The organism is Latilactobacillus curvatus JCM 1096 = DSM 20019 (assembly GCF_004101845.1).
Classification (GTDB): domain Bacteria; phylum Bacillota; class Bacilli; order Lactobacillales; family Lactobacillaceae; genus Latilactobacillus; species Latilactobacillus curvatus.
Genome location: NZ_CP026116.1, coordinates 506,939 through 528,475 on the forward strand (window position 1 = coordinate 506,939; position 21,537 = coordinate 528,475).

Below are 21,537 nucleotides of genomic sequence, written 5' to 3' on the forward strand. Positions count from 1 at the left end.
CACTAAATCCCCTTTTTACTATTTTTGGCGGCGATTGAAGTCATCGATCATGTCGATAAATTCATCGAATAGATGTGCAGCGTCGTGTGGACCAGGGGCTGCGTCTGGATGGAATTGAACGGAAAAGGCCGGATATTGTCTATGACGGAGACCTTCGACTGTTTGATCGTTAATTTCAACGTGTGTAATCAGAAGGTTTTGTGGGTCGATGGAGTCGGCATCCACGGCGTACCCATGATTTTGAGATGTGAAGTCGATCCGTTTGGTGGCAACTTCTCGGACCGGATGGTTGAAACCACGGTGGCCGAACTTCATCTTGTAGGTTTTAGCCCCATTGGCGAGGGCAAAAAGTTGGTGACCGAGACAAATCCCGAAAATCGGCACTTTACCTTGAATCCCTTTGATCATTTCAATGGCTTCTGGCACATCTTCTGGATCACCAGGGCCGTTGGTTAACATGACGCCGTCTGGATCGAGACTCAGAATTTCTTCAGCTGTTGTGTTGTATGGTAAGACAGTGATGTTACAGTCGCGTTTTGACAGTTCACGAAGGATACTATGTTTTAAGCCAAAGTCAATCACGACGATGTTCCGCCCGTTAGCAGGACTCGGATAAGGTTTGGCCGTTGAGACTTGTTGGACTTGGTTTTTTGGTAAGACCAATGCCTTGAGTTGATCGAACGCGTGATCGTCTGCGGCATCAACGATGCTGGCTTTCATGGTCCCTTTATCGCGCAGACGGCGAGTGAGTGCCCGCGTATCGATGCCGGCAATCCCAGGAATTTTCTTTTGCTTTAAAAAGTCATCAAGACTCATATTCATCCGCCAGTTATTTGCTAGGCGTGGTGTTTCATGGACGACAACCCCTTTACAGGTTGGTTTAATCGATTCAAAGTCGTCGCGGTTGACCCCGTAATTACCGATTAAAGGGTATGTAAAAGCGATGATTTGGCCGTTGTATGATTGATCAGTAATGGTTTCTTGGTACCCACTCATCCCGGTGTTAAAGACGATTTCGCCTGTCGAGATAATTGGGGCGCCAAAACCGGTGCCGGGGAAGATGGTGCCATCTTCTAAAATAAGGTAACGTTTCATCTTTTAGTTCACTCCTTTTTTGAACGTGCTTTCATCAACAACTTCTTGTCCTTTACGACACTTGTCAAATCGGTGTCTGCAACACCAATCCGCCAAGTCAGGTAAATGCTCAGAAGTTACCCGTTGATGACACACTCCTTTTGATATGCAATCTGACCAGCAACCAAGGTTAATAAAGTATCACCTTGCACTGCTTCGCCGATAAATGGCGTGTTGTGGCCTTTCGATAAGAAAGTGTTTGCGTCGATTGTGGTGGTATCCGTTAAATTAAAAACAGCAAGGTCAGCTGGTTGGCCAACCGCTAACTGGCCGGCGTGTGGTAAGTTGAAAACATGGGCCGGGTTGGTTGTTAGCCAGCTTGTCAGTTGCGCGAGACTAAATGGACCGTTGGCAACTAAATGCGTGTATAGCAAGCTAAAGGCTGTTTCACTCCCTACTATACCAAATGGCGCTTTCAATAACGCCTGTTGTTTCTCTTCTGTGGTATGCGGTGCGTGATCGGTCGCAATAATATCAATCGTCCCATCCATTAAGCCCGCCCAGAGTGCTTGGCGATCTGCAAGTGTTCGAAGTGGCGGATTCATTTTGAGCATTGCGTTGTCACTGGTAATCGCTGAATCATCGAGTAACAAATGATGTGGGGTGACTTCGCAAGTGACGTTGAGGCCATCTTGTTTTGCGCGGCGAACGAGATTGACGGTTTCCTTAGTTGAGATGTGGCAGATATGATAATGAACGCCGGTCGCCCGCGCTAGCTCGATATCCCGGGCGACTTGGGCGGATTCACTGACACTCGCAATTCCGAGAACGCCTAGTTTTTTAGCGGCTTGACCGTCGTGAATGACGCCGCCATTGACGAGTGATTCATCTTCGACGTGCGCGACGATGGGCATGTTAATCTGGGCGGCCATCTGCATCGCTTGGTACATTGTTTGTGCCGTTTGTACCCCATGACCATCGTTGGTAAAGCCTGCTGCACCAGCTGCCTTAAACGCCGACATGTCGACAATTGTTTGTTCAGTTAACTCATTGGTAATCGGTGCAAATTGATATGTGTGGACGCTGGTTTCTGCCTGATTGCGTGCAACCAGTGTCTTGAAATCTAGCAAGTTATCAGGTACGGGCTTTAAGTTCGGCATTGCAATTACGCTAGTAAAACCACCGTGGGCAACCGCTGCGCTCCCTGTTTTGAGTGTTTCTTTTGTCGTGAAGCCTGGATCTCTGAAGTGGACGTGTCCGTCGATTAAGCCGGCACTGACGAAATGGCCGTGTGCGTCATAAATCGTTTCTGGGTCGGTTGGGACTGCGGTAATCGTTGGTTCAATTGCCGTAATCTGACCGGTTGCATCGATGGCGATGTCGCGTTTTTGCAGTTGGCCGTCAATCAAGACTTGGCCGTTTTTGATCAATTGATACATAGCAGATCCCCCTCTTAATGTTGAATCAGATGTTGTTGGTCTAATAGGTGTTCAATGATGGCCATCCGCATAAAAACGCCGTTGGTCATTTGTTTAAAAATTCGCGATTGTGGGGCTTCAACGAGTTCGTCGGCAATTTCAACGTCACGATTGACGGGTGCTGGGTGCAACCAGATAGCACTGGACTTAAGGTGTGCTGCCCGCTCAGTTGTCAAACCGTACTGAGTATGGAATGCAGTGTCAGATAAGGTTTCATCGGCAGCAAAGCGTTCGTGTTGAATCCGGAGTAACATGACGACGTCAACTTCTGGTAAGACGTCATCGAGTTGGGCTGGTTGTCCGTATTGGGCAAATTCAGGGGCGAACCATTCCTCAGGGCCGGCAAAATACAATGTTGCGCCGAGTTGTTTGAGCAGTTGCATATTTGACCGTGCCACCCGGGAATGACGCAAGTCACCACAGATGACGACTTTTAAGCCTACAAAGTGGCCGAACTCTTCGTGAATCGTCATTAAATCGAGTAAGCATTGGGATGGGTGTTGCCCACTCCCATCGCCCGCATTGGCCAGTGCCATGTGGAATTGATCATCTGCGAGTAAGGCGTCGTAATAATTATTCTGAGAATGGCGGACAGCAACGAAATCGACGCCAATGGCTTGTACCGTTTTGAGCGTATCGCTGAGGGTCTCGCCTTTGGAAGTCGAACTCGTATCGGCATTGAAGTCTAAGACGGTCATGCCGAGTTTGCGTTCTGCCATTTCGAAACTCGTATGGGTCCGTGTGCTATTTTCAAAGAATAGGTTCATTGCGTAGACCGGCCGAGTTAATTTGCTTGTCGCGCCCTTTTTAAAGGCGCTAGCGCGGTTGATGAGACCTGCGACTAAATCATTGGTGAGTTGATCAACGGAAACCAACGCGTTATGCTTTTGCATTTTGTTGAGCCTCCAATTCAAGTTCGCTCTTTGCTTTATCCGGTAAAACAAGGTTTAAGACAATCCCAAGGACGGTGGCGATGGCTAGCCCTGAGAATTGGTATTGGCCTAATTGTAAGTAGGCATTGCCAATCCCGATGACGAGGATTGATGAACCAATCATTAAGTTGCGTTTCTTATCAAAATCGACTTGTTTGTCGATTAAGACGCGCAAACCGCTTGAGGCGATGACCCCGAAGAGTAAGAAGCTAATCCCACCAATTACGGGTGTGGGGATGCTTTGAATCAACGCGCTCAGTTTGCCGATGAAGCCGAAGATCATGGCGAAGAATGCGGCGCCACCTAAGACCCAGACACTGTGGACTTTGGTGATGGCGAGGACACCGATGTTTTCACCATAACTTGTGACGGGCGGTCCTCCGACAAAAGCGGCGATGATTGAGGCTGTCCCGTCCCCGGCTAACGTGCGGTGAAGACCAGGATCTTTAAAGAAGTTACGCTTGGTGAGTTTGTTTAAGACCATAATGTGGCCCATGTGTTCGGTCATTGTGACAAAGGCAATTGGTGCCATGCTGAGAATCGCGCCCCAGTACAGACCGGGTTTGTAAGTGACAAATGGGACTTGGAAGTCTGGTACTTTAAACCAAGGGGCGTCCATCACGGGTTGAAAATCGACGATCCCGAACAAGACGGCGATGATGTAGCCAGCAATGATGCCGAGCAAGATGGGGACTAAGCTCATGAATCCTTTGAGATACATATTAAAGCCGATGGTGATTAACAACGTTAGTAAAGCGACTGCGAAGAATTTTAAGTCGTAATTCCCGTGGGCATTGATAGTGGCTTGTTTGGCAGCTGTGCCAGCGAGTGATAAGCCAATCACCATCACGATTGGGCCGACAACAATGGGTGGTAAGGCTTTGTCGATCCAGTCGGAACCAATCAGACTGACTAAGATTGAAACGATTAAGTAGACTGCCCCAACCGCCATTGTCCCTTGTGCAATCCCAGGATAGCCAGTCGTTTTCATTAAAGCGAGCATTGGCACGATGAATGAGAAACTCGACCCCATGTATGCTGGAATCTTGCCTTTGGTAATCAAGAGGTACATTAAAGTGCCGACCCCGGAACTGAATAACGCAATCCCTGGGTTTAAACCGACTAAGATTGGCACTAGGACGGTTGAGCCAAACATTGCAAACATATGTTGAATGGATAAACCAATCCATTTACCGGTGCTGGGTCGTTCGTTGACGTCTAAGACCGCATCGGGATTTCTAAATTGTGTAGCCATAAGTATTTCCTCCATGTCGACGACTTTTTGAACCAAAAAAAGACACACGCTCCAACAGATTGGTAGGTGTGTCCCTTGACGGACTTAGGCCCCTTTTTTTAGGCGCACTAAGTTCAAGACAAACCCTTTTGCTCTCTCTGGAGACAATTAAACGGTTCAGTCGTTATTTAGTTAGTTTTTCGATGGTAATCCCATCATGTTGATCAATTTCTTCCATCGCAACGCTAATTTGTTCGTTGAGCGCGGTTGGAATATTTTTACCGACAAAATCGGGGCGAATTGGTAATTCACGATGACCACGATCGACTAAGACAGCCAATGAAATTTTCTTTGGCCGGCCTAAGTCCATTAAGGCGTCAAGCGCGGCCCGAATCGTCCGCCCTGTGTAAAGCACATCGTCGATTAAGATGACATGCTTATTTGTGATATCAACGGGAATATCGCTCCCGTTAATCTGTGGTTCATTTTGTGTATCAAGATCATGTTGATCATCGCGGTATAACGTAATGTCTAGTGTACCGACGGGCAATGCGATGCCTTCTAATTGTTCGAGGCGTTCTGCAATCCGTTGGGCAATAAACACGCCACGGGTTTTAATGCCGACGAGGACGAGATCTGAAATCCCCTTATTCTGTTCGATAATTTCGTACGTAATCCGAGTAAAGACCCGTTTCATTGTGTTACTGTCGACCACTTCTTTGACCATCGTAAAGACTCCTTCCAAACAAAAAACCTCTCAAACCGATAAGGTCGAGAGGTTACAGTTAGAGACTCCGCGTCTAGTGGTGCTTTCACCGTACCTTCTCGGCCTCACGGGACCGATTTTAAAGGCTTCTATTAAGTTAAACCTAGCTTAACGGAGAATCCTTGATTTGTCAATGATTTTCACGTAATTCGGTTAAAGTTTTCTCGAAGATTGCGGGTAATGGGGCTTCAAAGCGCATCATTTCGCCCGTCGTTGGGTGCTTAAAGCCTAATACAGCAGCATGTAAGAACTGACCATGCCCAGCTAAAGTTTTGCGGGGACCATAAACGGGATCGCCAGCAACTGGCCGGTTAATATAGGCTAAGTGAACGCGAATTTGATGGGTGCGCCCAGTTTCTAGTCGACATTTGATTAATGTGAAGTCTTCAAACCGTTCCATGACCGTAAAATGCGTGACCGCTGGGCGGCCATCTTCGACGATTGCTTGTTTCATCCGGTCGACTTTTGAACGACCAATGGGTGCATCAATGGTCCCCTCGTCTTCTTCGATGTTGCCGTGGACTAGCGCGATATATTCACGTAAGTTTTCCTTAGCTTTGAGTTGGGCGGATAAAGATTCGTGGGCTTCGTTGGTTTTAGCCACCATCAAAAGACCAGAGGTATCTTTATCAATTCGATGGACAATCCCCGGCCGGAAGACGCCGTTGATTTCAGACAATGGGGTGTGCGCCAATAAAGCGTTGACCAATGTCCCATTCGGGTGGCCAGCTGATGGATGAACCACCATCCCTTGTGGTTTATTGACTACGAGGACTTGATCGTCTTCATAGACGATATCGAGCGGAATATCTTCTGGGGTTAAGTCGAGCGTGACAGGGTCTGGAATATTGACGGTGACGACATCCCCTGTTACGACTTTGCGGTTACTCTTACAAGGTTGATCATTGACTTGCACCAAGTCTTTTTTCAACCATTGCTGGATTTGTGAACGTGAGTAATCGGGTAGTAATTGGGTGAGCGCCTTATCAATCCGGCCTGTTTCAGTTGTAATCGTTAATTGTTTAGTTTCAGTCATGAGTCACTTTCTCTTTCAACAAAATAGCAATAAAGACGCAGATGACGCCTACTGTTAAGGCAACATCCGCAACGTTAAAGATGGGGAAATTAATAAATTCGATTTGGAACATGTCTACGACGTACTTAAGGTGGAGCCGATCGATGAAGTTACCAAGTGTTCCGGCTAACAGCAACGTTAAACCGATCCGGTAAAATTTTTCAGTGCGATCAGAGGTATAAAATAAGTAGCCAATTACCCCGAGGGCCACAATGGTGACGAGGTAGAAAAACCACTGTTGACCGGCCAAGATACTCCACGCAGCCCCATCGTTTTGAACATACGTTAAACTCAGTACGTTCGGAATAACGGGTTGGGTTGCTGCAAAGGCAACATGGGCAACAATCCAGCATTTTAAAAGTTGGTCACCGAGTACAATGACTGCGGCTAAAACGATATAGATGAGCATGGGAACCTCCTATTCATACAATCTACCATTGTCCTTAAAATCGGCTGACTTGTCAATCAGTTTTCGAGATGGGCGTTAGGATATTGGAAAACGTGCTTTTCAAGCTAACTTTCTGTGCTTAACCAAATTTGCCAAATCGCCGATTGTATCGGCAATTCGTCAAATTCTATTAATGCTCAGAAGCTAACCGTTTCAAACGCACTCTAGAATAATCCGCTAATCAGGCCATCTTCTGTGACGTCCATGTTGAGGGCGGCTGGTTTCTTTGGTAGACCTGGCATGGTGAGGACTGTGCCGGTCATTGCGACGATGAAGCCTGCGCCAAGCTTTGGAATCAATTCACGGACGTGAACGGTGAAATCAGTTGGTGCGCCTAATGCTTTTGGATCGTCTGAGAGTGAATATTGTGTTTTGGCGATACAGACTGGTAAGTGGTCCCAGCCATTTTTTTCGATTTCTTTCAGTTGGTTGATAGCTTTGCCCTCGAAAACAACCTCTTTACCGCCATAGATGTCAGTGACAATTGTGGTTAGTTTCGATTGAATGTCGGCGTTTGAATCATATAATGGTTGGAAGTTTTTAGGTTGATCGAGTGCTTCTAAGACGGCCTGGGCTAAATCAAGGCCACCTTTACCACCATGTGCCCAAACACTAGCTAAAACGGCTTTGACACCCAGTTCAGCACATTTTTCTTGGAGCATTGTAACCTCTGCTTCGGTATCACTTGTAAACTCATTGATGGCAACGACTACGGGAATGCCGTAACGTTGCATATTAGCAATATGTTTGGCTAAGTTACTAAACCCTTTGTCTAACGCACCGAGATTTTCAGTGGTTAGATCAGCTAAAGCAACACCACCGTTGTATTTTAACGCCCGAACAGTGGCAACAATCACGATGGTATCCGGAGTCTTGCCAAGTTGTGGGACTTTGATGTCTAGGAACTTTTCAGCACCTAAGTCAGCGCCGAAGCCAGCTTCAGTAATCGCAATATCACCCATTTTTAGGGCCGTTTGGGTTGCTAAAATACTGTTACAGCCGTGGGCGATATTGGCAAATGGTCCACCGTGAATTAAGGCTGGTGTATGTTCAAGCGTTTGGACGAGGTTTGGTTTGAGGGCATCTTTTAAAAGCATCGCGATTGCACCGGTGATTTCGAGCTCGCCAACTGTGACGGGTTGCCGATCATAAGTGTAACCAATGACGATTTGGCTAATGCGCCGCTTCAAGTCAGTAATGTCAGTTGCTAAGCAGAGAATGGCCATTAATTCGCTAGCAACGGTAATGTCAAAACCATCTTGGCGCGGCATCCCTTGCACTGGACCACCAAGTCCAATGACAACTTGGCGTAATGCACGATCATTAATATCAAGCGCCCGTTTCCAAATAATTCGGCGGGGATCAATGTTGAGGGCATTTCCCTGTTGCAGATGGTTATCGATTAGGGCGGCTAAAGTATTCACAGCAGCGGTCAATGCGTGCATATCCCCTGTAAAATGTAAGTTAATATCTGCCATTGGTACCACTTGGGCATAGCCCCCACCAGTTGCGCCACCTTTCATCCCCATGACGGGGCCTAGTGAAGGTTCACGTAAAGCAATGACGGCTGATTGATCTAGTTGACGAAGGGCGTCGCCAAGACCGACAGTCACGGTTGATTTACCTTCTCCAGCTGGTGTGGGATTGATTGAGGTCACTAAGATGAGTTTGCCATCTTCTTTTTCTTTCAATCGATTAATGGCAGCGAAATTAACCTTCGCTTTATACGGTCCATATTGTTCTAAATCAGCGGCCGTTAAACCAGCTTGTTCGGCAATTGCCGTGATTGGCTGCATCTCCTTAGCTTCATTTTCCTGTGCTATTTGAATATCTGACATACCGCCCAGCTCCTTTTTATTTATGATACTACCTAGTATAGCTGATTACGTACGGAATTGGCAGATGGGATGCTTAAAAAGAACGATATTCTTCGACACACTTCTTTGTACGTGGTAAAATAAGCGCGTACGCTGATTAACATTTCAAGGAGGGATTGTGATGGAACGAGGAATCGTTAAGTGGTTTAGCAATGCTAAAGGTTATGGCTTCATCAGTTATGGAGATGACGAGGAGGTTTTCGTCCATTTTACCGCAATCCAAACCGACGGCTATAAATCATTGAATAAAGACGAGCCGGTATTATTTGAGATTAAAGAAGGCGCCCGCGGTTTGCAGGCAGCTAACGTGCAAAAGATAGCAGAATAAAAATACGTTTAAACGCTAAAAAAGAGCCACGACAAGATTAATGTTTGTCGTGGCTCTTTTTTATTTAACTATTCTTCAATTGGCCAACCATTTTGTTTCAGTTGTTTAACGAATGCCTGCTTGGCTTTGCGACTAAGGAGTATTTGTTCGGGTTGGTAATCAAGTTCGTTGGTTTTAATTAATAAACCATGTTTTTGGACAATAATGGTCGTAGTCGTTTCACGGTTGATGGTTCGATTATATTTAAATACCGGCCGTTTAAGCGTGATCACGTCTGCCGTCATTGAAACACGATGCCCGAAAATGACCCATAGCGTCAACCAAACGGCAATTAAGCCGATGCCCCACGATTGCCAGTTTAAGTTGATGAGTTCAAGTTGTACAATTAAAGCTAATGTATAGACGAAGCCAATCCAAGACCAAATCGTCACGAAGTAAGCATAATTTGGTTGGTAGAATGCGGTGGTTGTCTTTTGCATGAGAACACTCCTTTTTACGCTTTGTATCATACCATTAACCTGACCCTGCTGTCAGTGAAAGGCGGTAAATTTTAAGAATGATTAAACTTTATACGGACGCAGCAACTCGTGGCAATCCCGGACCAAGTGCGGCGGGAATTTTAATCGTGACACCAGAGCGACAATATCAACTACAAGCACCTTTGCCAGAACAGTCCAATCATGATGCAGAATTTGCGGCGGTCATTCTTGGCTTAGAACAACTAGCCAATCGGGGGCTTACCACGAAAATACTACAGATTAACGTTGACAGCAAGCTTGTCTTTCAGAGCCTAGAAAAGCGGTATGCTAAACATTATCAAGCTGCCGTCGACCGGATTCTAGCACTTGAGGCGCCCTATTCAATGGTCATCCACCAATGGATTCCAGAGCGTCAGAATCAGGGGGCGCACCATCTGGCCCAACAGGGATTACCTCATTTAACTGACTGTTGATAGGCTTAACTAGCGCTTTGAGCGTGATTTTAGTAAAATAATAAGCAACGCTAGAATTTTGGAGGAGTACGATATGGTTTTAGTTACAGAAATAATGTCATTCATCATCTTCATTAATGCCTTATTGGCAATTATTACAATTTTGAGACAGCCCCGCGATATTGCGGCCACCTGGGCGTGGCTGCTAGTCTTAATTTTACTACCCGTGGGCGGTTTTATCCTATATATGTTTACCGGACGGGGCTTATCGCGGAAAAAGATTTTCCAAAGTCAATCGCAAATCGATGATGGGCTTTCCGCATTGGTCGACATTCAACGTAAGGAAAATCGTAAAAACGACCTCTTACCGAAAAAGATGCTTTCCAGTGAAGCATCCGAAATGGTGAATCTCTTTTTAAATATTAATAATGCACCCGTTTTAAAGAATAACCATGTCAAAATCTATACTGACGGGCAAGCAAAGTTTGACGCCCTCTTTGCCGACATCAAACAAGCTCAAAAAAGTATTCATATCGAATATTATACGATCTATAATGACCGATTGGGCAATGAGTTACAACAACTATTGATTCAAAAAGCCAAAGAAGGCGTTTCAGTCAACGTTGTCTACGATGCTTGGGGCTCCCAAGGCGCAACGCAAAAATGGTGGCGCGCACTTGAAGATGTCGGTGGCCACGCGCGAACGTTCTTCAGTTCAAAACACACGATTACCGATTTTCGCTTGAACTTCCGTGATCACCGTAAGATTGTGGTAATTGACGGTAAGATTGGTTATATTGGTGGCTTTAACGTTGGTGATCAATATCTAGGCCGGAGTAAGAAATTCGGACATTGGCGTGATACCCATATGCGGATTACCGGCAATGCCGTGTTAGCCTTACAAGTACGCTTTATGATGGACTGGAACGCGAGTGTTGAGTCTGCGATTAAGTTAACTTACTCGGAAGAACTCTTCCCAGTGGACCAATCCCAAAATCGTGGATCAGCAGCCATGCAAATTGTCTCAAGTGGTCCCGATAAATTAGATGAACAAATCAAACTCGGTTATCTGAAGATGATTAGTACCGCTAAGAAGCGTTTATGGATTCAAACGCCCTATCTAGTTCCGGATGATAGTATTATTGATGCGTTGACGACTGCGGCAATGTCCGGGGTGGATGTTCGTATCATGACGCCTAACATGCCGGATCACCCCTTCATCTACCGTGCAACAGAATACTACAGTCAACTCTTGCATGCAGCTGGCGTTAAGATTTACCGGTATGAAGATGGATTCTTACATGCTAAGACGGCGGTCATGGATGGGCATATCAGCACTGTAGGTTCTGCCAATATGGATATCCGTAGTTTCAAGCTGAACTTTGAAGCCAATACGTTTATTTACGATCCGAAAGTTGCAGCGCAACTTGAAGCGATCTATCAGGCTGATATGGAAAAAGCATCCCTACTAACAGACGAAATAATCGCCCAACAGTCAACTTGGTTGAAATTTAAACAAAAATTTTCACGGTTACTTTCACCAATTTTATAAAATGTTCGTTAACTCATTTTTATGATGGTGCAATATTAAATTAATCCCAATCTAAAAAATTTTTTAAAATCTGTTAAGCTTTGTCCGGCGTGCTTTTGAAAAATTTTGCGCATTAGCAGGGATTGACTTTACCCATAAATATGTTTAACTTAAGTACAGGACGTTGCCCAAGACAATCAAATGAACATTCGTAAACGACCACTATAATTAGTGGTCGTTTTTTGTTTTATCTACAATATGTGGTGTTTATTGATTGCATCTTCCATTTCAAAACGGTATACTATTTTTATCGATAAGAGAAATACAAGGGAGTTAACGATTATGGCAAATATCACATTATATACTAAGAACGGCTGCCCACAATGCCGGATGACGAAACACTTTTTAGAAACGCACAACGTTCCTTTTGTTGAACATAACATCAATGACGAACCACAATATATTGATTACTTGAAGGAACAAGGTTTCCAAGCCGTTCCCGTTTTAGAAGCGGATGGCCTAGAAAGCTTCTCAGGTTTTAGACCAGCGGAATTGCAAAAATTGGCGATTTAAGCACCATGCATTCCCAGTTTTAACGGGTGAGGCCGACTCTTGATTACTAAAGAGTTGGTCTTCACTTTTTTTAAACCCTAAAACAGCTAATATGACTAGAAAGTGGTGGCAAGGATGTCTTTAAAAGAGATTAAAACCGAAGATGTAACATACTATGAATTGAATAACCAAATTAATATTCCAGTGAATGGTCAAATTCCATTACAAAAGGATCAAGAAGCACTCGATGCCTTTTTGGAACAAAACGTACAACCCAATATGGTGACGTTTAAATCACTTCAAGATCGTCTAGATTATTTAGTCGCGGAAAATTATTATGAAGCAGATTTTTTGAAGGCTTATTCTCTTTCATTCATGGAAGAATTGAATCAATATTTAAAGGACCAAGACTTCCACTTCAAGTCATTTATGGCTGCTTATAAGTTCTATGCGCAATACGCATTAAAAACAAACGACAATGGCTTTTATCTTGAAGATTTTAAAGATCGCGTTTTTGTGAATGCTCTCTACTTCGCAGATGGTGATCAAACCCTTGCGCTGCAACTAGCGGATGAAATGATCCACCAACGTTATCAACCGGCAACACCATCGTTTTTGAATGCTGGGCGTTCACGGCGTGGTGAATTAGTTTCATGTTTCTTACTCCAAACAACCGATGATATGAATTCAATTGGTCGGACGATTAACTCGGCACTTGAATTATCACGGATTGGTGGCGGGGTTGGGATTAGCTTGTCGAACCTCCGTGGAGCTGGCGATCCAATCAAAGGCATCGACGGTGCAGCAAGTGGTGTCCTCCCTGTCATGAAGTTATTGGAGGATTCTTTCTCATACTCAAACCAATTAGGTCAACGGCAAGGCGCCGGCGTGGTTTATTTAAACGCCTTCCATCCAGATGTGATTGCTTTCTTAGGTGCTAAAAAAGAAAATGCAGACGAAAAATATCGTTTAAAGACCCTCTCATTAGGCTTAGTCGTCCCCGACAAGTTCTATGAATTGGTGAAAGCTGATGCTGATATGTATTTATTCAGCCCTTACGGTGTTGAAAAAGAATACGGCGTACCTTTCTCATATGTTGACATCACCAAAGAATATGACAACTTAATCGCCAACGATAACATCAAGAAAACCAAAATTAAAGCCCGTGATTTAGAAAATGAAATTAGTAAATTGCAACAAGAATCAGGTTATCCTTACATCGTCAATGTGGACACAGCCAATGCTGCGAACCCAATTGATGGGAAGATCATCATGAGTAACCTCTGTTCTGAAGTCCTCCAAGTGCAAACCCCGTCACAAATTAATAACCGCCAAGAATATGACGTGTTAGGGACGGATATCAGTTGTAACCTGGGTTCAACGAATATTCCGAACATGATGACGTCACCTGACTTTGGTGGTTCTATCGAAGCCATGGTGCGTGCTTTAACCTACGTCACAGATCATTCTGATATTGATGTGGTCCCTTCTGTGGCTCATGGGAACGAATTGGCCCACACCATTGGTTTAGGTGGCATGGGTCTGCATACCTTCTTTGCCAAGAACCACATGATGTATGGGTCAGAAGAATCAATCGACTTTACCAGTAATTATTTCATGCTTTTAAACTACTGGACACTTGTTGCTTCAAATAAGATTGCTAAGGAACGTCAGATGACCTTTGCCAACTTTGAAAAGAGTAAGTATGCTGATGGTAGTTACTTCGATCAATACCTCACTGAAGACTGGGCCCCTAAGACGGACAAAGTCAAAGCGATTTTCAAGGACATTATGATTCCCACAAAAGCCGATTGGGAAGCTTTAAAACTAGCCATCATGCAAGACGGTTTATACCATCAAAACCGCTTAGCCGTTGCACCAAACGGTTCAATTTCATACATCAATGATACTTCTGCTAGCTTACAACCGATTGTTAACCGGATTGAAGATCGGCAAGAAAAGAAAATTGGGACAATCTACTACCCTGCCCCAGGTCTTTCAAACGATACCATGCCATATTATGAATCAGCTTATGACATTGACATGCGTAAAGTCATCGACATCTACGCAGCAGCACAAAAACATGTCGACCAAGGGATGAGTATGACACTCTTCATGCGTTCAACGATTCCAGCAGGCCTTTACGAATGGAAAAACGGCCGGACTGACAAAATGACCACCCGGGACTTAAACATCTTAAGAAACTACGCCCACCACAAAGGGATTAAATCAATCTACTACATCCGGACTTACACAGACGACGAAAGTGAAGTCGGCGCAAACGCATGCGAAAGTTGTGTAATCTAGAGTGCGTTTGAAACGGTTTGACTTTGAGCATTAGTCTAACTCGGCGAATAACTGCTATAAGCAGTTGTTTGACGAGTGTAACTAAGCGCAGAAGTCAGTTTCAAAAAGCACGTTTCAAAACAGAGTGCGACGGCAGGCGTTTATATTTTGAGCATTAGCATAGGGAAGCGAATTAGCGAAGTAGTCGATGATTTGATTCACTGGGCTAAGCGCAGAAAGTTAGCTTGAAAAGCACGTTTCAAAGCAAGCACCAAATCTCCACTCCAGCTGCTCGTCAGCTGGCCTACATACCTAAAAAAGAAGCACGTTAAAAGGAGTTCATGAACATGGCAGAAAATTATATTGCAATTAACTGGAACCAAGTTGAAGATCAAATTGATAAAGCAACCTGGGAAAAATTAACCGAACAATTTTGGTTAGATACGCGGATTCCCCTTTCCAATGACTTAGATGACTGGCGCAGTTTACCAGACAATGAAAAATGGATCGTCGGGCATGTCTTTGGCGGTTTAACCCTACTTGATACGCTACAATCACAAGATGGGATGGCCAGCTTAAAAGCCAATATCCGCACTCAACATGAAGAAGCCGTTTTAAACAACATTCAATTCATGGAATCCGTGCATGCGAAGAGTTATTCATCCATTTTTTCAACGTTAAACACACCAACTGAAATTGATGAAATCTTCGACTGGACCAACACGAATGAATTCTTGCAATACAAAGCCAACAAGATTAACGATATCTATCAAAACGGCACACCATTGCAACAAAAAATTGCCAGCGTCTTTTTAGAAACCTTCCTCTTCTATTCTGGTTTCTATACCCCACTCTATTACTTAGGGAACAATAAGTTGGCCAACGTTGCTGAAATCATTAAATTGATTATCCGTGATGAGTCAGTCCATGGGACTTACATCGGCTATAAGTTCCAATTAGCCTTCAATGAATTGGATAAGTCAGAACAAGAAGAATTGCAAAACTGGATGTATGATTTACTGTACGACTTATATGCCAACGAAGAAAAATACACCCACGAAGTTTATGATGGCACTGGTTGGACAGAAGAAGTATTAACTTACCTCCGTTATAACGCCAACAAAGCCTTAATGAACCTCGGCCAAGGCGCCCTCTTCCCAGATAGCGCTGAAGATGTGAACCCCGTGATCTTGAATGGGATGTCGACTTCAACTGCCAACCACGATTTCTTCTCCCAAGTTGGGAATGGTTATCGCTTAGGGAATGTGGAAGCGATGGAAGATAGTGATTACGACTTTGATTAATTAAATGCAATAGCGCGCCCCACTAATTTAAGTGAGACGCGCTATTTTTTTGGTTATTTTTTAAATTGTTTCAGATATCGTCCGGCCAATAATTTATGAAACTTAACGCCCAACGTCGGATTTGAGGCATCGATATCGGCATACATCGCCGTTGTAATCTTGTTGAGTAGTGGCACTAACTGGTCGAGTTCTGCCTCGGTCAAGGCGTTCACAAACGGTGGCACCTCTTGATTGGCAGTTTCAATTTCTTGACGACCGGCATCCGTTAAGTTAACTAAATTAACCCGGCGATCACTTGGGAGCTTACTTAACGTCACCAGCTCGCGTTTAGCGAGTTTAGCGACAAATTCACTGGTTGATTGAGGTGACATTCCCAAACGCGTTGCTAGTTCACGTTGCGATAAGTGATCTTCATCAGCAAGTGCCAATAGAATCTTCCCCTGGCCTTCGACGATTAAATGCGGGCGTGCTTGTTTAACGATATCATCGTAGATCTTACTGAGTTGTTCATATTCAGCTAATTTTCCGGCGACCAATTCGGCCTTGACACTCTTTGCCATACGTCATCTTCCCTTCGCTGTTTTAATTAGTATACACCATTCCAAAATCTAAGAGTAGCAATCCTTGACATTTTAATCAGGTGACCTTACTATATAAATTAATCAGGTGACCTGATTATTAAATGAGGAGGCAATATTATGTGCAGTGAGCATGTCATTGAAGTAAACAATATTCAAAAAGCATTTGGGACCAAAAAAGTGGTGCGTTCCGTTTCGCTAGCCGTTTCTAAAGGTGAGATTTTCGCATTATTAGGGCCCAATGGTGCCGGGAAAACAACGCTCTTAAAAATGATGACCACCCTCCTACGACCAGATAGTGGCACAATCACATTAAATGGCTTTGATACGATAACACAAAGCCGCCAAGTGCGCCAACAGTTTAGTGTCACCAATCAAACAGCGGCAATCGATCAAGACTTAAGTGCGCGCGAGAATCTCCGCTTATTTGGGCGGTTAAATGGGCTCAGTGCCAAAGCGAGTCGAACCCGAGCTAACGAGTTACTGACGGACTTTGATTTGGACCAATCAGCGGATCAAACATTGGCGACTTTTTCAGGTGGGATGCGGCGACGGTTAGACTTAGCGGTCAGCTTAGTTGGCAAGCCAAGGATCCTCTTTCTCGATGAACCTACCACTGGTCTGGATCCAAGAACCCGGACGCAAATGTGGCATGTGATTCAAAAATTAGTCGCGGATGGCTCGACAGTCTTTTTGACAACACAGTACTTAGAGGAGGCCGATCAATATGCGGATCGGATTGCGCTGATTGATCATGGCCAATTGATTGCCAGTGGGACACCTAGTGAGCTGAAAGCGCAAGTCGGTGGTCAGCAGTTGACGGTTGCCAATCAACAACAAGTTGCGCAGGTCCAGACGATTTGCGAGACCGTTTTGCAACAGCCCGTGCGTGTGACGGATCAAACAATCATTGGACCGTTAGTGCACGATGATATGGGCGTCATCACCGCGATTTTAAATCAATGTCAGCTGGCAGGCATCACCATCAGCGATTTACAATTGACAGCCCCATCGTTAGATGACGTCTTTTTGAAAATGACCGTTGGTAAAAACTAAGGAGATAATAACATGCTACAAATGAAAACAAATACGCAAGTGTTGCGCAATAGCTTAACGTTAACCCATCGGAATTTACTGAAGACCTTGCATAATCCTGATAATGTCAGTGATGTGCTGGTGCAGCCAATTATTTTCACGCTGTTATTTGGCTATTTATTCGGTGGTGTCATTGCCGGCAGCGTCCACGCCTATTTACCGATGTTGGTTTCTGGGATTTTAGTACAGAGTATCTTAAACGCCGCTTCAGGTTCCGGTCAACAATTACGAGAAGATATCAATCAGGGAATCTTCGACCGTTTTAAGACCTACCAATTGCGCCAATCGCCCCGCTTGCCGGTCAATTAGTTGGTGATAGCTTACGATTGTTGCTTTCCGGTGGGATGGCAATGGTCACCGCGGCACTAATGGGCTGGCGCCCTACCGCTAATTTTGGCGCACTCATGATGGCGTTATTCCTAGCTGTCTTTATTGGCTGGTCAACGTCGTGGATTTTCGCCTTAGTCGGTTTACTGGTTAAAAATGCCGAACTGATTAGTAGTTTATCGATGATCATCATTCTGGTATTGACCTTCTTATCGAACGCCTTTATTCCAGTTAAAACCTTACCGCATTTTCTACAAACCATTGTCCGCATTAATCCTGTCACCACAACCATTACGGCAATCAGAGGAATTTTGAACACCGGTAATTGGAGCGGAACCGCAACAATGGTCCTCGTCAGTGGCGCTGTGATTATTCTGGTGTTTATGCCACTGACAGTCATGGCGTATCAACGGCGTGACTAGAATAAAATAGCGCGCCGCACTTGTAAGATAGTGAGACGCGCTATTTTAGTTTAAATTACTTGGTAGTCGATTTGATCAATCTTGATTTTGGGTAATTCATCAATATTCTTGTCTGTAATGATAGCGAAAGAGACATACGCGCGATCATTTTCAGGAAGCTCTTCGTAAGTGATCGTGCCGTACGCAAGTTTAAACAGCTTAGCATGCTTACCTACTTGATCTTTAGCGATTGCAAACACATTTGGCTGGTCAAAATACGTATTTGTAGTTTGTTCTTTGCCACCTTCAAGATAGTGTTTCATAGCAGTGGCATCCTTGATGAACCCTTTTACAGAGTTTAGCACTAAATAATCGTTACCGACGCGATAAATATAACCAGAGACTTTCTTTTGATTCGAATGAGTCGTAGTTGTTAATCGGCTCCTATGTCAAGAATCCGGACATAAAAGTACGAACAAATTTGACTTTCAATTTAAATTACTTAATTTAATTTTCGGAGGCCGAAGTTTTAGTCCCGTTCAGATTTTAAAAACGCTTTAGAGTATATTAAATAAGCCCCAACATTATTGAATTTAATAGCCTGTAGCTACGCTACAAGTGAAATACGATCACTGTTATACCAACGAATATAGTTATCAATTCCGGCGATTGCTTCATGAATTGTCTTAAAATCTTGGAAATTAACGTATTCACGTTTCAAAATTGAATGAAAACTTTCAATTCGCGCGTTATCGCCGGGCTGACCCTTTCGGGAGTAAGAATGCTTGATACCATACTTCGATAAAGTGTTTTCAAATAAGTCACTTGTGTATTGGCTTCCCATATCACTATGAATAATTTGTGGTTTAACTGCTTGCACCATGACTTGGGTAATAACGTTAGTCGCTAGTTCTTTAGTCATCTGCGTATTAAGTTGGTAAGCAATAACCCGTCGGGTTACTGGATTATAGACACTAGCTAGGTAACACCAAGTATGGTTAAGGGGAATGTACGTAATATCAGTCAATAAAATACCAGATTGATCAGTTAACTGCTTAATCAAGTTTGGTCGCTGATCATAATCAGTCTGAGTGGTTGGCTTATTGATTCGTTTAACCATTCTAGATCTAATCCCTAATTCACACATTTGTTGATAGACCAGACGCTGACTAACGTGAATATCAGACTGTTGATTTAGTAAGATCGTTAATCGTGGGTAGCCATACATTGGATATCTTAACCAAGCCGTTAACACTTCTTGTTTAATTAAATGCCGGCGGCGTTCAGTTCTACTTGGCTGCCAATGTAGATAATCATAGTAGGTTGAGCGCGGAATTTTGAGTACTGATAAGATACGCGTAATGCGGTGCCCAGCAAGTAAATTAGCGTTGACGACTTCTAACACGAGGGCACGCCCTTTAATAATTAGCTTTTTGCCATGAGCACCGCCGCTCGTTTTAAAATATCAAGTTCTTCTTTTAACCGTTTATTTTCTTTAATCAGAGCACGTTCATTTGATGATAGCACTTTAGTGTTGTTAGGATCAGCTTGTTTAATCCACTTAGTGACCGTTGAAACACTGACGTTGTATTCTTTAGCCAGTGAGTTGGCCGAACGGCCAGTCTGACTTAAGCTAACAATCGATTCTTTAAATTCATTTGAATATTTAATTGCCATAATAAAAAGCTCCTTTATGATGTATTATATCGAACAGTTTGTCCGTAATTCCATCATAGGAGCCATCTGATTGTTCCATGTTTAGGTAAACTAGTCCCTTTTTTAGTCTGTGTTTTGGATGGTGTATGTGTTTCAATGGAACGATTGCAACCAGTCATAAAAAACATTGTGATAGATAGTAATAAAATGAAGACTGGCATTATTTTTTTCATAGTGATTGTTTTCTCCCTGATCATTGAATTTGATAAATTGGATAGCGATTGTAGAGCGGGTCGTTTAGATTGGCTGTGGCAACAATGGCTTGTAGTGTGAAGTCGCGTGGAATGCCCACTGTGACCATCCCATAGCCAAAGTCTTGGTGTGGTTTAAACTGATTATCGGCAATAAAAATGAAGCCGTCTTCGTCCAGTTTTTGATAGGAATCGTGCGCTAGTGTTTGCGTAGTTGTTTGACTCAAAAACGTTTTGAGCTTATTTTTCGTATTCAGTTGTTCGTTCGGTTGATGCGCAATGACGAAAAAGGTTTTATGCCGGTAAGACAGCCAATAGGCTTGGACATCTTTTTTGTCGTAAGTCTGTTGGTTTTGTGGACGCACCGTTTTTTTCTGCGAACTATGCTGAGGCGTCGTTGTTTTTGCAGGATGGTTCTGACAGGCTGTTAGTCCCAATAATGCAACGGTCAGCGTCAATGTTAGCCAGAGATGCCTGATTTTCATAAGATCAGTCCTTCACAGTTTAGTTTACCCCCTATAATTATAACAGTTACGCCTACTTTGACTAGTCTTAAATATTAAGTTTTATCGAAAAACGATAAAAATTAATTGTTTTTCAATAAAAAACGATTATAATAAAACTATTCTTAAAAACGAGGTATCAGATGAATGTTAAAAAAATGGCTACTTAGAATGGCATTACTCGGAATTGCGGCGGTATTTGGTCTGTTAAGTTTGTTAGTGACGATCCAAATTGTGACCACGAAACACTTAGAATACCCAGCGACAATCTGGATGTTGGCGATTGCTGCGTATGGTGTGACGGCTAGTATTTGGTTTGCATTAATCAAGTTGGCGCAGATTCTCCGCTTAATTGAGCACCATCAAGTTTTTCTCCCTCAGACGCTACGATATGTATCAGCAATTAGAAAAGCGATTTTGGTTGCGAGTTTGACGGCCCTTTTTGCCCTACCCTTTTTCTACCGGATTACGCAACTCGAAGATGCACCAGGCTTGATGTTGCTGGGGTTAGGCCTGGTCTTCATTCCGTTTGCAATCCTCATTTTGATGCAGATTGTTGAAGATCTTTTTAAAAGTGCAATCGCCTTTCAATCTGAAGTCGATTTAACGGTCTAAGGAGGAATTCAATGGCCATTCGTGTGAATTTAGACGTAATTCTCGCTCAACGGAAAATGAGTGTCACGGCGCTTGCTGAACAGGTCGATATTACGATTGCGAACCTTTCGAATTTAAAAACCGGTAAAGCCAAAGCAATTCGCTTTTCGACGCTCGAGAAGTTATGTCGCGTATTAGACTGCCAACCTGGTGATATTTTAGAATATAGCGATGATTAATCCTGCGGCCCCCTTTTATCGGGGACCGCTTTTTTAATGCTTCAGTACACTGGTTGATGCGATATGTAGTATAATAA

22 protein-coding genes and 1 pseudogene are annotated in these 21,537 nt (G+C 43.8%); 10 read left to right on the plus strand and 13 right to left on the minus strand.

The genetic code is table 11. The features are described 5' to 3' along the window. Window positions 1-18 precede the first annotated feature (18 nt). The 8 genes from LCU_RS02735 to LCU_RS02770 all read right to left on the minus strand — a co-directional run bounded on the left by LCU_RS02735 (window position 19) and on the right by LCU_RS02770 (window position 8,845). Entirely contained in the window at window positions 19-1,095 is a 1,077-nt protein-coding gene (locus LCU_RS02735) for a carbamoyl phosphate synthase small subunit (protein WP_004270433.1), read from the minus strand. 116 nt (window positions 1,096-1,211) lie between these two features. Continuing rightward, window positions 1,212-2,513 (minus strand): dihydroorotase, encoded by a 1,302-nt coding sequence (locus tag LCU_RS02740; RefSeq protein ID WP_056966421.1) that lies wholly within the window; start codon window positions 2,511-2,513, stop codon window positions 1,212-1,214. A 14-nt stretch (window positions 2,514-2,527) separates the two neighbouring features. Next, entirely contained in the window at window positions 2,528-3,445 is a 918-nt protein-coding gene (locus LCU_RS02745) for an aspartate carbamoyltransferase catalytic subunit (protein ID WP_054644479.1), read from the minus strand. Beyond that, complete coding sequence (locus LCU_RS02750) at window positions 3,432-4,739, minus strand: uracil-xanthine permease family protein (protein ID WP_004270434.1); 1,308 nt, start codon at window positions 4,737-4,739, stop codon at window positions 3,432-3,434. The genes LCU_RS02745 and LCU_RS02750 overlap by 14 nt, the downstream gene beginning before the upstream one ends. 163 nt (window positions 4,740-4,902) lie before the next feature. Next, a complete protein-coding gene (gene pyrR / locus LCU_RS02755; RefSeq protein WP_004270432.1) occupies window positions 4,903-5,445 on the minus strand; it encodes a bifunctional pyr operon transcriptional regulator/uracil phosphoribosyltransferase PyrR in 543 nt (180 codons plus the stop codon). A gap of 169 nt (window positions 5,446-5,614) precedes the next feature. Then, complete coding sequence (locus LCU_RS02760) at window positions 5,615-6,520, minus strand: RluA family pseudouridine synthase (RefSeq protein WP_004270422.1); 906 nt, start codon at window positions 6,518-6,520, stop codon at window positions 5,615-5,617. After that, window positions 6,513-6,968, minus strand: coding sequence for a signal peptidase II (gene lspA / locus LCU_RS02765; RefSeq protein ID WP_054644480.1), 456 nt, complete (start codon window positions 6,966-6,968; stop codon window positions 6,513-6,515). Before lspA ends, LCU_RS02760 begins: the two co-directional genes overlap by 8 nt. A 203-nt stretch (window positions 6,969-7,171) precedes the next feature. Beyond that, on the minus strand, window positions 7,172-8,845 hold the full coding sequence (locus LCU_RS02770; RefSeq protein ID WP_056967149.1) for a formate--tetrahydrofolate ligase: 1,674 nt from the start codon (window positions 8,843-8,845) through the stop codon (window positions 7,172-7,174). 160 nt (window positions 8,846-9,005) lie between these two features. Between LCU_RS02770 and LCU_RS02775 the strand changes: the two genes are divergently transcribed. Continuing rightward, window positions 9,006-9,212: a cold-shock protein gene (locus LCU_RS02775; protein ID WP_004270420.1), complete on the plus strand. Its 207-nt coding sequence runs from the start codon at window positions 9,006-9,008 to the stop codon at window positions 9,210-9,212. 68 nt (window positions 9,213-9,280) lie between these two features. On the opposite strand, the gene LCU_RS02780 is transcribed toward LCU_RS02775, so the two are convergent. After that, the gene (locus LCU_RS02780; RefSeq protein ID WP_054644481.1) at window positions 9,281-9,691 is read right to left on the minus strand and encodes an EbsA family protein; all 411 of its coding nucleotides are present in this window, start codon (window positions 9,689-9,691) and stop codon (window positions 9,281-9,283) included. Window positions 9,692-9,768: 77 nt separating this feature from the next. On the opposite strand from LCU_RS02780, the gene LCU_RS02785 reads away from it, so the two are divergent. The 5 genes from LCU_RS02785 (at window position 9,769) to nrdF (ending at window position 15,816) form a co-directional block, all read left to right on the plus strand. Beyond that, window positions 9,769-10,164 carry a ribonuclease HI family protein gene (locus LCU_RS02785; protein ID WP_004270838.1) on the plus strand — a complete coding sequence of 132 codons (396 nt, stop codon included), beginning with the start codon at window positions 9,769-9,771 and terminating at the stop codon, window positions 10,162-10,164. A gap of 73 nt (window positions 10,165-10,237) precedes the next feature. Beyond that, window positions 10,238-11,695, plus strand: a complete 1,458-nt coding sequence (gene cls, locus LCU_RS02790) for a cardiolipin synthase (protein ID WP_056966991.1) — start codon at window positions 10,238-10,240, stop codon at window positions 11,693-11,695. A 321-nt stretch (window positions 11,696-12,016) separates the two neighbouring features. After that, window positions 12,017-12,247 carry a glutaredoxin-like protein NrdH gene (gene nrdH, locus LCU_RS02795; protein ID WP_004270829.1) on the plus strand — a complete coding sequence of 77 codons (231 nt, stop codon included), beginning with the start codon at window positions 12,017-12,019 and terminating at the stop codon, window positions 12,245-12,247. Between the two features lie 114 nt (window positions 12,248-12,361). After that, window positions 12,362-14,533 carry a class 1b ribonucleoside-diphosphate reductase subunit alpha gene (nrdE, locus tag LCU_RS02800; protein WP_056966989.1) on the plus strand — a complete coding sequence of 724 codons (2,172 nt, stop codon included), beginning with the start codon at window positions 12,362-12,364 and terminating at the stop codon, window positions 14,531-14,533. Window positions 14,534-14,859: 326 nt separating this feature from the next. Then, window positions 14,860-15,816 carry a class 1b ribonucleoside-diphosphate reductase subunit beta gene (gene nrdF, locus LCU_RS02805; RefSeq protein ID WP_004270820.1) on the plus strand — a complete coding sequence of 319 codons (957 nt, stop codon included), beginning with the start codon at window positions 14,860-14,862 and terminating at the stop codon, window positions 15,814-15,816. Window positions 15,817-15,869: 53 nt separating this feature from the next. On the opposite strand, the gene LCU_RS02810 is transcribed toward nrdF, so the two are convergent. Further along, entirely contained in the window at window positions 15,870-16,376 is a 507-nt protein-coding gene (locus LCU_RS02810; RefSeq protein WP_004270828.1) for a MarR family winged helix-turn-helix transcriptional regulator, read from the minus strand. A gap of 138 nt (window positions 16,377-16,514) precedes the next feature. On the opposite strand from LCU_RS02810, the gene LCU_RS02815 reads away from it, so the two are divergent. Further along, window positions 16,515-17,450: an ATP-binding cassette domain-containing protein gene (locus tag LCU_RS02815; protein ID WP_056967060.1), complete on the plus strand. Its 936-nt coding sequence runs from the start codon at window positions 16,515-16,517 to the stop codon at window positions 17,448-17,450. A 21-nt stretch (window positions 17,451-17,471) separates the two neighbouring features. Continuing rightward, window positions 17,472-18,238, plus strand: a pseudogene (locus LCU_RS02820) (ABC transporter permease). 50 nt (window positions 18,239-18,288) lie between these two features. Here the strand turns inward: LCU_RS02820 and LCU_RS02825 are convergent. The 3 genes from LCU_RS02825 to LCU_RS02835 all read right to left on the minus strand — a co-directional run bounded on the left by LCU_RS02825 (window position 18,289) and on the right by LCU_RS02835 (window position 20,609). Further along, on the minus strand, window positions 18,289-18,540 hold the full coding sequence (locus LCU_RS02825; RefSeq protein ID WP_004270840.1) for a hypothetical protein: 252 nt from the start codon (window positions 18,538-18,540) through the stop codon (window positions 18,289-18,291). Window positions 18,541-18,824: 284 nt separating this feature from the next. Then, window positions 18,825-19,894, minus strand: a protein-coding gene (locus LCU_RS02830) for an IS3-like element IS1520 family transposase (protein ID WP_128486087.1) whose coding sequence is annotated in 2 segments (ribosomal slippage) — window positions 18,825-19,678 and window positions 19,678-19,894 — 1,071 coding nt in all. Because the reading frame shifts where the segments join, the coding sequence is not laid out codon by codon here. 232 nt (window positions 19,895-20,126) lie between these two features. Next, window positions 20,127-20,609, minus strand: a complete 483-nt coding sequence (locus LCU_RS02835; RefSeq protein WP_004270835.1) for a hypothetical protein — start codon at window positions 20,607-20,609, stop codon at window positions 20,127-20,129. Between the two features lie 165 nt (window positions 20,610-20,774). On the opposite strand from LCU_RS02835, the gene LCU_RS02840 reads away from it, so the two are divergent. Both LCU_RS02840 and LCU_RS02845 read left to right on the plus strand, forming a co-directional pair. Next, complete coding sequence (locus tag LCU_RS02840; protein ID WP_004270821.1) at window positions 20,775-21,242, plus strand: DUF2975 domain-containing protein; 468 nt, start codon at window positions 20,775-20,777, stop codon at window positions 21,240-21,242. 11 nt (window positions 21,243-21,253) lie between these two features. Further along, window positions 21,254-21,460, plus strand: coding sequence for a helix-turn-helix domain-containing protein (locus LCU_RS02845; RefSeq protein WP_004270834.1), 207 nt, complete (start codon window positions 21,254-21,256; stop codon window positions 21,458-21,460). Window positions 21,461-21,537 lie beyond the last annotated feature (77 nt).